Source organism: Mycoplasma buteonis, from assembly GCF_000733865.1.
GTDB lineage: Bacteria > Bacillota_I > Bacilli_A > Mycoplasmatales > Metamycoplasmataceae > Mycoplasmopsis > Mycoplasmopsis buteonis.
The window spans coordinates 1-13703 of the sequence record NZ_JPOK01000001.1 but is presented as its reverse complement, the minus strand read 5'-3'; the positions used below and the strand labels follow the sequence as shown (position 1 = coordinate 13703).

At 27.5% G+C, this 13703-nt stretch carries 11 protein-coding genes; 2 read left to right on the top strand and 9 right to left on the bottom strand.

From position 1 onward, the window contains the following. Nucleotides 1-220: 220 nt before the first annotated feature. The 6 genes from EI91_RS00055 to EI91_RS00030 form a co-directional block, all read right to left on the bottom strand. Nucleotides 221-466: a hypothetical protein gene (locus EI91_RS00055; protein WP_036451689.1), complete on the bottom strand. Its 246-nt coding sequence runs from the start codon at nucleotides 464-466 to the stop codon at nucleotides 221-223. 48 nt (nucleotides 467-514) lie between these two features. Beyond that, on the bottom strand, nucleotides 515-1378 hold the full coding sequence (locus EI91_RS00050; RefSeq protein ID WP_051789141.1) for a TIGR00282 family metallophosphoesterase: 864 nt from the start codon (nucleotides 1376-1378) through the stop codon (nucleotides 515-517). 56 nt (nucleotides 1379-1434) lie between these two features. Further along, on the bottom strand, nucleotides 1435-2097 hold the full coding sequence (gene deoC, locus EI91_RS00045) for a deoxyribose-phosphate aldolase (protein WP_036451687.1): 663 nt from the start codon (nucleotides 2095-2097) through the stop codon (nucleotides 1435-1437). A 15-nt stretch (nucleotides 2098-2112) separates the two neighbouring features. Beyond that, nucleotides 2113-3408, bottom strand: coding sequence for a pyrimidine-nucleoside phosphorylase (locus tag EI91_RS00040; RefSeq protein ID WP_036451683.1), 1296 nt, complete (start codon nucleotides 3406-3408; stop codon nucleotides 2113-2115). A 1-nt stretch (nucleotide 3409) separates the two neighbouring features. Further along, nucleotides 3410-4114, bottom strand: coding sequence for a purine-nucleoside phosphorylase (gene deoD / locus EI91_RS00035; RefSeq protein ID WP_036451680.1), 705 nt, complete (start codon nucleotides 4112-4114; stop codon nucleotides 3410-3412). Between the two features lie 181 nt (nucleotides 4115-4295). Beyond that, complete coding sequence (locus EI91_RS00030) at nucleotides 4296-4979, bottom strand: N-acetylmannosamine-6-phosphate 2-epimerase (RefSeq protein WP_211245397.1); 684 nt, start codon at nucleotides 4977-4979, stop codon at nucleotides 4296-4298. Nucleotides 4980-5112: 133 nt separating this feature from the next. Here EI91_RS00030 and EI91_RS00025 point away from each other — a divergent pair, with 133 nt between their 5' ends. Both EI91_RS00025 and EI91_RS00020 read left to right on the top strand, forming a co-directional pair. Continuing rightward, the gene (locus tag EI91_RS00025; protein ID WP_036451677.1) at nucleotides 5113-5922 is read left to right on the top strand and encodes a MurR/RpiR family transcriptional regulator; all 810 of its coding nucleotides are present in this window, start codon (nucleotides 5113-5115) and stop codon (nucleotides 5920-5922) included. 75 nt (nucleotides 5923-5997) lie between these two features. After that, nucleotides 5998-8103: an MIP family Ig-specific serine endopeptidase gene (locus EI91_RS00020; RefSeq protein WP_036451675.1), complete on the top strand. Its 2106-nt coding sequence runs from the start codon at nucleotides 5998-6000 to the stop codon at nucleotides 8101-8103. A 39-nt stretch (nucleotides 8104-8142) separates the two neighbouring features. On the opposite strand, the gene EI91_RS00015 is transcribed toward EI91_RS00020, so the two are convergent. The 3 genes from EI91_RS00015 to EI91_RS00005 all read right to left on the bottom strand — a co-directional run bounded on the left by EI91_RS00015 (nucleotide 8143) and on the right by EI91_RS00005 (nucleotide 13585). Further along, nucleotides 8143-9630 (bottom strand): hypothetical protein, encoded by a 1488-nt coding sequence (locus EI91_RS00015; RefSeq protein ID WP_036451672.1) that lies wholly within the window; start codon nucleotides 9628-9630, stop codon nucleotides 8143-8145. A gap of 200 nt (nucleotides 9631-9830) precedes the next feature. Further along, complete coding sequence (locus EI91_RS00010; protein WP_036451669.1) at nucleotides 9831-13028, bottom strand: type I restriction endonuclease subunit R; 3198 nt, start codon at nucleotides 13026-13028, stop codon at nucleotides 9831-9833. 2 nt (nucleotides 13029-13030) lie between these two features. Continuing rightward, entirely contained in the window at nucleotides 13031-13585 is a 555-nt protein-coding gene (locus tag EI91_RS00005) for a restriction endonuclease subunit S (protein ID WP_281171503.1), read from the bottom strand. Between the last annotated feature and the right edge of the window lie 118 nt (nucleotides 13586-13703).

The window sequence follows — 13703 nt, the reverse complement described above, 5'->3', positions numbered from 1 at the left end:
AAAATTGACTGTCATGTATTGTATATATCTAGTTTTCAAAGAACTTTATTTTGCAATTTGTTTGCTTAAATATGATAACATGATTTTTAAAATAAACAAACATTTTTTTAAAATTTTTATTTTTTTATTTTATTAATATAAGTGATAAAAAAATAAGCACTAAGCTTATTATTTAAAATATTAATTTAATTTTTTAACATATTAAAATATACAAGGAATATTAATTATTGAAGTTACCAAATAATCCAGTTTGTCTTTGTGCTACTGTTCAAAGTAACCCGTCATTTCCTGAATCTTTATAAATGTAAAAATCAGCAATATATGCAATTTCAACAGCAATAAGTGCTAGTAAAATTACAAAAATAACTACTAAAGTAACTAAAAGAATTTTTTTATTTCTTTGTCTTTTTGCTTCTTGTTCTTGATTTTCGTTTTGATTGTTTGCTAATTCATTTGTTTGAGTCATAACTATCTCCTTGTTATAAAATCGAATTTTATTTACTTATTTATATTATTATAAATCAATATTTGAGAAATTAATTGGAAAAATTAAATTTTTTTGTCTATTTTTATCTTTATCCAGGAGTATTAAAACAGAATTAAATTGAGTATTATTTTCACTGACTTTAAAAGATTTGTGAGCATCATAACGCATTTTTTCATAAACTTCTTGAAAATTAGCTCCAATAGCTGAATTTTCTGGACCTGTCATTCCAGCATCAGTTATAAAACATGTGCCTTTTGGGAATTTTTTTGCATCATTTGTTTGTACATGGGTATGAGTTCCGCAAATAGCATCTACTTTACCATCAAGGTATAAACCCAAAACATATTTTTCACTTGTAGTTTCACCATGAAAGTCAATAAAATCAAAATCAAATTCTTCATCATTATTAATCAATTTATCAGCTGCATCAAAGAAACTGTTAGCAGTTTCTTCATTTCAAGGCTTCATAAGCTGATTAAAACTTATTCCCATTAAAGAAGTTACTCTAATTTTATACTCTTTACCTTTGCTCTTTACTGAAAAAATTTTACTTCCTTTCCCAGGATAACTATCATTTATATTTAAAGGACGAATAACATCAGATGTATCAATAAAATTAAAAATTTCACTATTAGCTCATACGTGGTTACCCATAGTTAGACAATTAACACCACTGTTTTTAAGGAATAAATAGTCCTCATAATTTAGTCCTTTGCGACCTGAAACATTTTCACCTTGTGCGATAACAAAATCAATTTTATAATTTTGGATTAAATTCGGAAGAACTCTTTCAACAGTTAGTAAACCTGGCTTACCAAAAACATCTCCAATAAATAGAATTTTAAAATAATTATCTTCTTTTGTTAATTTTGTCAGTAATTCTGTTTTCATAGTACTTATATTATATATAATGTTAAAAAAAAGAAAACTCATTTGAGTTTTCTCTATTAGTATCCACCTTTTGAATCTTTTCCTTCAACGATAGCAACTGATCTTGAAGTTCCAAATCTAGTAGCTCCTGCATTGTACATAGCAATTAAATCATCCATATTGCTAATTCCACCAGCTGCTTTAATTAAAAGTGTATCTCCACAAACTGATTTCATAATTTGAACATCTTCAAGTGTTGCCCCACGGTAGCTAAATCCAGTTGAAGTTTTAATAAATTCAGCTCCTGATTTCATAACAATTTCTGTTGCTTTTTTAATTTCATCAGTTGTTAATAAAGCTGTTTCGATAATAACTTTAAGAACATGTTCTCCACAAGCTTCTTTAACTTTTTTGATGTCATTAAGAACGTATTCATAATCACCTTGTTTGAAACGTCCGATGTTAATAACCATATCAATTTCATCAGCACCATGATCAATAGCTAATTTTGCTTCATGTGCTTTAGCTTGAGTAATCATTGCTCCAAGAGGGAAACCAACAACACTTGTAACACCAATTCCTGTTCCTTTTAATTTTTCAGAAACGTATTTAACTCATGAAGAGTTAACACATACTGTTTTAAAATCATATTTAACAGCTTCAGCAACTAATTTATCAAGTTCTTTTGTAGTTGCTTCTGCTTTTAAAAATGTATGATCAATCATTTTATTGTAATTCATTTTTTACTCCTCTTATTATTTTAATTTATCTAAAATAATTTTATTTTCGACTGGTTCTTGATTAATTTGATATCCATTTTCAAGTTCAGTTACTAATTCTGTATCAATCGGATTTGATGAATAAAGTGTAAATAAAGTATCACCTTCTTTAACAACTTCATTTGTCTTTTTATTAAGTGTAATACCAGCTTCAAAATCAATTGAATCTTCTTTGGTTTTACGTCCTGCACCTAACTTCATTGAAACTAATCCGAAAGTTAAAGCATCAAAAATTTCTAAATATCCACTATCTTTAGCTTTAACCTCTAATTTATATTTAGGATTTCAAAAATCACTACGTTTAAGTGCTTCTACATCTCCATTTTGAATTTTAACAAATTCATAAAACTTATCAAGTGCTGAACCGTTAGCAATAACTTCTTTAATCATATTAAGTGCTTCATCATGTGAAGTAGCAATTTTAGCTTGTTCTAAAATAGTAGCACATGAAGAAAATACAAGTTCATTAAAATCAGATGGTCCTTGACCTTTAAGAGTAGCAATAGCTTCTAAAACTTCGTTTTTATTTCCGATTTCACGACCTATTGGACGAGACATGTTAGTAATTTCTGCACGCACGTCTACATTAAGCTCTTTACCAATATTAATCATAGTTTGAGCAAGAGCACGAGCTGATTCTAAATCTTTCATGAATGCACCGTTACCACATTTAACATCTAATAAAATAGCATCTGCTCCAGTGGCTAATTTTTTAGACATAATACTTGAAGCAATTAACGGAATTGATTCAACTGTACTTGTGACATCTCTTAATGCGTATAATTTTTTATCAGCAGGCACTAATTTTGCACTTTGACCAATAACTGCAATTTTATGTTCTTGTACTTGTTTAATAAAGTTTTCTTCGCTAACTTCAACTGTAAAGTTTGGAATTGATTCTAATTTGTCAATTGTTCCACCTGTGTGTCCTAATCCTCTACCGCTCATTTTAGCAACAGGTGCTCCACAAGCTGCAACAATCGGAGCTACTGCAAGTGTAGTTTTATCACCAATACCACCTGTTGAGTGTTTATCAACTTTAACTCCTGGAATTTCACTTAAATCAATAACATCACCAGAATGCATCATGTATTTAGTCATTGTTGCAATTTCACGTGCATTCATTCCATTAAACATTACAGCCATTAAAAATGCTGACATTTGATAATCTGGTGTTTTATTTTCAACATAAGAATTAATTAAAAATTTAATTTCTTCATTAGTTAATTCTTTGTTTAAACGTTTTTTTTCAATTAAATCAACTACTCTCATACTATTTAGCTAAATTTAAAGCAATCTCCATCATTTTTGTAAATGCTAATTGACGTTCTTCAGCTGAAGTTTCTTCATGTGTAATAAGGTTATCGCTAACTGTAAGTAAGCAAGCTGCTTCTTTTCCTGTAACTTCAGCATTTGTGAATAATGCGTATGATTCCATTTCTACACCAACACTTTGTGTAGTAGCAATTCTTTCTTCAACCGGAATTACTGAGTAAAATACATCTGAAGAGTGAACTCTTCCTTCATTTAATTTAATCTTTAAGTTTTGTGCAACTGAACGAATTTCATCATTTAATTTTGAACTTGGAAAAGCAACTTGTCCTTCTTTTCCTAATGCAATTCTTCTAAATGCATCTGAATCTGCATATGCTTCAGTTGCTAAAACAACTTCGTATAATCCTAATTCTGCTTGATATGAACCCATTGAACCAATTCTAATAATTCTATCTACATCATAAAATTTGAATAATTCATATGAATAAATTCCGATAGAAGGACAACCCATTCCGCTTCCTGCGACTGTAATAGGTTTTCCTTTATATGTTCCAGTAAACATAAACATATTTCTAACAGTATTAACTAATTTATAACCTGGATCTAAAAAAGTTTCAGCAATAAATTTTGCTCTAAGTGGATCTCCTGGCATAATAACTGTTTTAGCGATTTCACCTTGTTTCGCTTGTATATGTGGTGTCATTTTTCCTCCGTAAAATTATTAATAAATAAAAAATGGACTACTGAATTTAAGATAAATTTTAGTCAATTAAATTTTAACATTTCAAATATATAACGTTACTATTTTGCAAATTTAATTTAATTTTCTGCAAAAAATTCCACAAAAATTTTTATTATTAAAATCTTTTTGGTTTTTTAGACTTTTATTTTAGCTTCTCTTTAAATTGCTTGGTAATAAACATAGGTCTAGTGATTGCACTCCCGATTACTAAACCATCAATTTCTAGTTTTCATACATCCCTTGCTAACTCTGGAGTATTAATTCCTCCTTCAACATAAAAAAGCTTGTTATTTTGTTTGCATAAATTTGAAACATCTTTAAGAAATTGATAGTTATTTTCAATATTACTGCAATTTTCTGTTTCCTTAGTGTAACCACGCAATGTAGTTCCAATAATGTCAAAATCTAAACTAATAGCATTTTTTACATCTTTTATCGTCGAACAATCAGCCATTAAGCGTTGAAACTCTTTTTTATACTTTTTAAAATAACTTACCATTTCACTTAAAGTTTCTTTGGGACGCTTTCTTAAAGTGGCATCTAGTGCAATAACATCAGTATTTGTTTCTAATAAGGCTTTTAATTCACAAAGAGTTGGAGTTATAAAAACTTCCGAATTAGGATAACTATTTTTAATAATTGAAATTAAATAAACATCAGGGAAGTTCTTTTTAATATCAATAACATTGTTTAACTGACTCGTTCGAATACCATCAGCACCTCCTAAAAGAGCCGCTTTTGCTAATTTGGTTACAGTATCTCCACCATAAAGTGGTTCATTTTCTAAAGCTTGACACGAAACAATAAACTTTTTATTTTTCATCATAATATATAGTATACTTCTTTATTTTTATTAATTTTTTAGCTGATTATCAAATACCCTGAATTTTTAGTTCTTAAAAAATAAAAATTAAATTTTTTACAAAAAAACTTTTTTTGATAAAGAATATAATAAAGGTATGAAAATATTTGCAAATCTTTTGACTGAAAAATTAACAAAAAATGAAAAGAAAATTCTTGATTTTATCGAAAGCAATCCAGAAGACTTTATCAATAACTCAATTACAGAAATTGGATCACAAACAAACGTTTCCATTGCAGCAGTAACCAGATTTGTCCAAAGAATTGGTTTTGATTCAATCAAAGATCTTAAAAAGTTCTTAATTCTTGAAAAAGAAAGACAGTTTCAATATTATACAAATTCAATGAATTTAAGCGAAATCGAAAGTATTGAAATTTTTTATAAACACAGCATTGAAACAACAGCATCTTTATTAGATAAATCTGAGCTAAAACGTGCAACAAAATTTATTAATAAAGCAGAGAGAGTTATTGCTATCGGAATTGGTACTTCGTTAATTGCGGCACAAGAGATGCAAAACTCACTGTTAACTATTGGTAAATCTTGTTTATCAACCAGTAATGTTCACGAAATAGCAGTTTGAAGTAAGACATTAAATATAGAAAACGTTGTGGTAGTTATTTTTTCAAAACAATTTAATTCACATGAATACAACTTCCTCTTAAATTGTGTTAAAAAATTTAAAATCAAATCTGTTATTGTAACCACTAATACAAATATTAAACCTGTTCAAAATATTTCTGTAATTAACTTTCAAACCCTTGAACAGAAAAATAGAGTTGTTCCAATCTCTTCTAAAATTTCACAGCTATATATTGTAGATGTAATTGTTCAAAAACTTATTAAAACTAAGAAATTAGAAAATAACGAATTTTACGATTACTTTAAAAAAAATTGACGTAGTTAATTTTGCGTGCCTTTGGCATGCTTTTTTATTCTGACTTTACAAAACAAAAGTATAAAATTAAAATAAGTAGGTTATATGAGAAAATGAAAATTTTTAATGCTATCAACACCCGTTATTTTAACAACACCAATTATTAGTAGCTCTTGTTCACCAAGAGAAAACAGTGACAATCAAAGCGTTTTACTAAAACAAAAAGATGATGAAATTGCACAATTAAAAATCCAGATTGCTACTTTAAATGCAAAAATCCAGACACAAAGTGATTTTAATCAGCAACTAACAAGTAAGGAAATTGAAATTGCAAATCTAGTCAAGCAATTAGATTCTAAAACTCAACTTTTAAAAGAGTATGAAGCAAAAATTAACCAGCTTGAATCTCAACAAAAAAGCAATTTACAAAGAGATACAAATAATAATCCTGAAACACAAAAACAAAATGAATCAAATTCCCGTTACAAAGAATTACTCAGTGAAAAAGAGCTAGCTATTAAGAATTTACAAAAACAAATAGCAGCTTTAGTGCAAGAAAAAAATAACTTAGAAAGAACTATTGTCACTCAGCAATCAGAACTATCAAATTTAAAGTCTAAAATTACACAATTAAATCAGTTAGTTACTACTTTAAGAGAAAAAATTTCAAGCTTAGAGCAACAATTACAGGAAAAAAGCAATAAAACTGATTCTGCTACTAATCAAAAAACAGATTCACGAGACTCAGAAACAGAACAAACACCATCAAAGAATTTAAATGATGAAAATAAAGTTTTAACTCAAGCGGAAATTAATGATTATTACACTAATCATCCAGAAATAGCACGTTTTAACCTCGCTAATAACACTGACATGAAATTTGATACGAATCGTCAGTACCTTGATGCTATTAATAAGCGTTCATTTGTACTTAGCTGAGATTTTGATGATGGAACCAACACAGCAGGAACTATTTGATTATTTGATTATCATCAAGTTAGTGAAAATCACTATAAATTGTTTTTTGCTACCAATTATCACGTTGCCGCTGAACTTTATCATTCAAATGATTATGAGTTTAACAGTCAACCCAATAGACAAAAACAGATTACTAATATTCGTTTAGGTTCTGTTAATGATTATTTAGAACCTAATTCGCGCTTTGAATACAAAACTTTAAAACAAAATTTATGACCTAAAAATTTATTTTTAGCACATAATTTTATGGATCAAAGTGTTTCTAATTTATATAATGCTCGGTACTATACTGAATTTGCTGTCATTGAATTTGATTATGATTTTGATACTTTTATGGAAACAGATCCTATTACTGCAACTCCAAACACTATTGAATATAATATCGAAGTACAAAAAAGAAGACAAGAAAACAAAATTAATTATGCTCTAAAAGCAAAAATCGAAGGTGCCATTAGTGAATTAAACAATTCCATTAGCTATTTTGCAAGTGGATTAAGTCCAATGCAAACTAACAAATTACCATACGCAACAATGGATTATGGTTCTGTCTTTATGTTTATAAATAACGATTTAGGTCGTGATTTTGATACCAATAACTTTATTGAACCAAACACTATCGCTAAAATTAAATTTGTTGACCAAGAAATTAAAAAATACTTTTCAAATGGAAAAGTTGCAGAGCAACCATATTGGGATTACTTTGTGGGTTATCCATTTGAACAAAATCGTAATAAAGTTTTATATAGTCCAGATAGTAAATTACTAAATACTATTGGTCTAAATGAAGGAATTGAGCGTAACTACTGACGTACTCTTGATCAAGGTAACGGACACGTTATTGGAGATCATGGAGTAGAATTTAACAATGAACCGCGAAGTACTTTTTATGGTTTAATGTATGAAAATTTAGTAAGTAAACGAATTATCGGTGGTGCTAGTGGTTCACTGGTAGTTAACCAAGATAATTTACCAATTGGATTGCTATTTGGTTCAAGTGGAACTCAACCAGTTCTTAAAAACGACAGAACGCATGCTGATTTAGTTAAATCACTTAATGTTGCTTTTACATTAAATAGACCTTTTTACTCAAATGCTATAAATGGATATGTGCAACCATATAATATTATTGATGGTACTGATAAACAAAAATTTCCACATCAAAGTAATTCTTACCGTGAAACTTTAATTAAAGTTTATGGTAAAGATTATCAAACCGCACTTTTTAAAAAGTAAATTAAAATCACAAGAAGCAAAAGTCTTGTGATTTTTATTTTATTTTTCGGTATTATCTGTATAGTAAGCTTCTATTCCTAATTTACCATTAGGATATAATTTTTTAAACGTTTTTATAAAGCTTTTTGTTTGATGTTTTGACTCTTTGCTTAGATTCGCAAAGATATCGTATGTGAGCTTTTTAACTTCTTCATAAAGTTCTTCTGAACCACCAAGTAATTCAAATTTAAATGGTAACTCAAAAACATATCTAATTTCTGGTGCGGTTGATGTAAGTATCCATAACCCATCATTTTGATTTTCTGCCACTTTTAAGTAATAATTATCATCATTAAAAGCTAGTACTCCTGATGAACCAGCACCTAGCTTTGTGTCACGCACAGGTTGCAGTATACTTAAATCAATAAAATATTCTCCATTAATTTCAAATACCTTTTGATTTTTTAAAAAAGAAATTTCTGCTGTATTATAGAAGAAATTAGAAAATTCTATAATTTCAGAATCAAGAGACTTTGCTCTTGTTTCAATGTATTTGTGCTTTCTTTCAATTTCTTTATATACCGCTTTATTTTCTTGGAAGTCATAAAAACCAACTCGATCTTGTAATAAATTATCTGTTAAGTATGAAATATTAAAACTTTTAGCAGTATATTTCTTTGCTTCTTCGACAGAGTTAAATTTCACTTCTAAAATGCTGTAATCTAAAAATGGTTTAATATCAAGATTTTGGTATTTCTCTGGTAACATCTTTTTAAAATAACTAATATCGTGATCTCACTGGTTTCTACCGTCTTGAATTACCCTTGCTTTTGTAGTTATTTTTCCATCAGTATTAAAAACATTTAAATCAAAACTTGAACCATCCATTTTGTCAAAAAATGGATGACCAGCAGAAAGTAAAAATCAAGTCGTTGGATACTCTTGCGGTTCTTGTGTTGCTAAATAATTTACAAATGAACCATTTGCTGAAATTAAATTGTTTTCATTATTTTCAAATGCAATTCCCACCATATTTGGTGTTGCTTTATTATTCAAAGTTAAAACCTTAGAATCTTCTAAAGGAGCTTTTTTAAATCCTTGTAAAATAACAAAATCTAGCTCTGGTTCAAGATCAAAGTCCAATTCAGCAATATGAAGTTTTTTATAAGCATTATTTTTAAAATACACAACTAAAAGAGCTTCCTGATCATAAGGCTCATAACCGACTAATTCATAGTCTTTATAAAAATCATCACTTCTAAATCTTAAAATATGATCAATTTTTTCTTTACTATCAAAAAAGCTTGGTAAGTGCTCTGAAATGAATTGTTTGTCCGCAATTGATAGTTTATTTTGAAAGCTATTTTCTACAAATTCAAATCTACTCGTTTTTTGAAAACGCTTGATTAATTTATAATCACTCTTTGCTGCTTGCTTTGCAAATCCATTTGAATTATTATTAGTAATTTGTATGCAACTTGTTGTTAATATTAGTGGAGAAACAACTGCACCTAATGATAAATATTTTTTATAATTTCATTTATTCATTTTACTTAATTAAATTCCCAAAATTAAACTCTTGATTAATTACAAAAAACTTAATCAAACTTCTGATTACATTAATATTTACTTTTATTACTTGATAACTTCTTAAAATAATTTCATTCATAATAAATCTCCTTTACCGAAATATTATATAAAATAAAAAAATTAAAAAAACACAAAAAGTTTTGTGTTTTTTGGTGTTTTTAGTATTTTTTAATTAAAGTTTCTAAATCTTCGATAATGCTTTCTTTAATCTTTGTATAAGACAAGCTTGGATCACTTGTTAAAAAGGGAAAAGTTGCATTAATAATAATATTATTAAGTTCAACTCCGTAAGTGTTGACCTTTTTTGTTTCTAAGCAGTTATCTGCAAACTTTCTAAATTTATCTATTTTTACTTTACCATTATATTTTAGAACTAAATCTTCGATTGCTTTAGCACGTTCTTCGCTTACAAAAGTATCAAACTTTTCTTGTATATTATCATTTTCCGAGTGGAGATTATATTTTTTAATAAAATTTTCAATAAGTTCTTTTTTATCATAAAATAAAAGGCTCGAGTTAACTAAAATATCGATGTTGGTGATGATTTCTTTATCTTTTACATTATCTTTTCTTAAATTTTGTACTTTGTCTAAAATATAATCAATATCTATATCATAGTATTTAACAATTCCAATTTCAAACTCTAAATCCTCATTAATATCAGTACGTTCAATTTTTTGAACAAATTCTCTATAACATTGATTATATAAGCTTTGATAATTTTGACTTTGAAATTCGTTTATTAATTCTGCAGCATGTAATTCTTTATAATTTTCAAATTCATCACTAAAAGCACCGATTAAAATATTATTAATTCTTAAAAATTGTGATCATAAACGAACAAAATCTTTCTTTTGCTCCTTATTTAAAAGGTATGTTCCGTTAAAAATCTTTTCAATTGGAAAATTAAATTTTAAATCACTAGTAACTTGCTTGTAACCTGCTTGCCATTTATTATGCAAATCTTGAAAACCATTAATATATTCATCAAAAGTTTTAATTAGAACAATCCCTTTTGCTTCTTTATCTCCAAATAAAGCAATAGCTTTTTCAACTGATTCTTCTATATTACGAAAACAAATAATGTTGCCATTTGTTTTTATAGAATTTAAAATCCGATTTGTTCTTGAAAAAGCTTGAATCAATCCGTGCATCCTTAAATTCTTGTCAACAAATAATGTGTTTAAAATTGGAGCATCAAAACCAGTTAAAAACATATTTACCACAATAAGTAAATCAATTTCACGATTTTTCATTCGCATTGAAACATCACTGTAATATTTACTAAAGCTTTGATCATCAGTTGAAAAATTTGTTCCAAAAATTTGATTATAATCACCCATTGCGTGTTCTAAAAATTCTCTTGAACTTTTATCTAGTCCACTAACACTTCAGTTATTTTCATCAAATAAACCATCAGTGTCATAATTTTCAGTATTTTCATTTGGATTATATGAATAAATTAAAGCAATTTTTAATTTTCTCAGTGCATGAATGCTATTTGGATCATTTAGCATTCTTTTTAACTGAGTATAATAAAGCTTTGCAGAAGGGATATCAGCAGTCGCTAACATAGCATTAAATCCGCGAATTTGTTTGCTTTGTCCTGTGCTGACTAAAATTCCCTGTTCATTTCTTTTTTTGATGTTGAGTTTAAAAAATTGTTCTGTGTTTCTTTTGGTAAGATGATCAAAATCAGAAAGTATATATTCACAAAGTGATTTAATTCTTTCTGGATGACGATATGCTTTTTCTTTTGCTATGTCATTAACTCGCTCATCTTTATAATTAATTGCGTTAAACTTCGCTACTGAAGGATACTTAATTTGAAATGGTAAAACATTAGCATCTCTAATTGCGTCAACAATTGTATATTGATGTAAACACTTACCAAAAACTTGCTCAGTTGTTACATTAAAAACATTTGATTTTGAAATTAGTGCATTGGCTGCAAAAATTGGTGTACCTGTGAAACCAAAAATATAATAGTTTTTAAACTTATTAATAATATTTTTATGCATTTCGCCAAATTGTGAACGATGACATTCATCAAAAATAAAAACTACTTTTTCTTTATAAACAGATAAATTATTATATTTAGGATTTTTAACTAAATTATTTAACTTTTGAATTGTTGTAACAATAATTTTAGAATTTAAATCTTTGCTTTCCAAATTCTTTTTTAATAACTCAGTGTTATTAAAATTACCAGAAACAGAGTTTTCTTGAAAACGATTATATTCATCTACTGTTTGCGAATCTAAATCGCTGCGGTCAACAACAAAAACAACTTTCTCAATTTCGTTATCGCGGTATGCTAAAGTGGCTGTTTTAAAGCTTGTTAAAGTCTTTCCACTTCCAGTAGTATGTCAAATGTAACCACCAGCATTAATGGTTCCATACTCTTTGTTATTTGTTGCATATTTGATTTTATTTAAAATTCTTTCGGTAGCCACAATTTGATATGGACGCATAACAAGTAGTTTTTCGTCAGTATTAAAAACACAGTAACGAGTTAATATGTTTAATATCGTATGACGAGCAAAAAATGTTTGAGCGAAATCCATTAAATCATTAATAATGTAATTACGTGAGTCAGTTCAATAAGTTGTAAATTCAAAAGTTTTAGAAGCTCATGAACCTACATATGCTTTTTTATCTTTTTGATTATTTTCAATTTCAATATATTGGTGTTCTCTTGTGGTATTTGAATAATATTTAGTTTCTGTACCATTAGAAATAACAAAGATTTGTACATATTCAAATAAACCAGAGTTAGCTCAAAAAGATTCGTTCTTATAGCGTTCAATTTGGTTAAAAGCAGTCTTAAGCTCTATTCCACGTCTTTTAAGTTCAATGTGTACCATTGGAAAACCATTAACTAAAATCGTTACATCATAAATGTTTTTGTGTTTTCCTGTATTTTCAAATTGATTAATAACTTGTAAATAATTATTATTAATATTTTTATCATCAATTAATTTGATATTTTTAAATGTTTTATCATCTCTTTCAAACTCTAAAATTCTAATTTCTTGAATTTGACGTGTTTTTTGAATTAATTTGTTAGTTGGATTAGAAATATATTCATTAAAAAATCTTCTTCACTCTGTATTAGTGAATTTGATTTTATTTAATTTTTCTAATTTATCTCTTAAGTTATTAATTAAATCATTTTCAGTTTTAATAAAATTAGCATACTCGTATCCACAATCAACTAACTTTTCAATAAAGCGTTCTTCTAGTTTTGATTCACTTTCATACTGTGTATACTGATTTTTATTTTTTTCAAAATCATACTCACCTATAACGGTAAAACTATCACTTTGAAGAATTGAACTTACTTTTTTGTCCATATTTATTCTCTCTTTTCAAACTCGAATAATTTCTCTAAATAATATTTATATCTCTTATTATTTAATTCTATAAGTTTTGGAATAGAATTAACTGAATTTTTAGATAAATCTTCTAATTTACTTAATGTATTAACTATATAATTTTGAATTTGTATAGGTGGGATAAGAATTTGGATGTTAGCAACTTCGTTAGACATCATTTTAGGGTTAGAAATATTTTTATTTACGTATTTCTTCATATTTGCAGATAATCAAAAAAATAAAAATTTACTTAAAACATTTTCCCGATTTTTTATATCTAATAATCCGCAAACATTGGTAATGTTAAATTTTCCTTTTCTATAAAATGCTGTTCCTGCGTAAGCTCCGTCAGTTGTTCATGTAACATATTCACCATCATAATCATAAGTATCGATATAACCAACGCACCCATCATTTGATGTTTGAGAAGAATAAACAGGATATTTACTTGAAGAAATTTTAATATCCTTTTTACTTATGACTTTGCCTCTTTTAATATTGCACAAACCGCCTATATTATTAAATTCAAAACCTAATATATAAAGTAAAATTTTCTTAATTTGAATTAGAAGGTGTGTGTGTGTGTGTGTGACAAGTTATCCACAAGTTCTTCATTATTTGTAAGAACTGCAAAAATATAATCACGGTAGAATT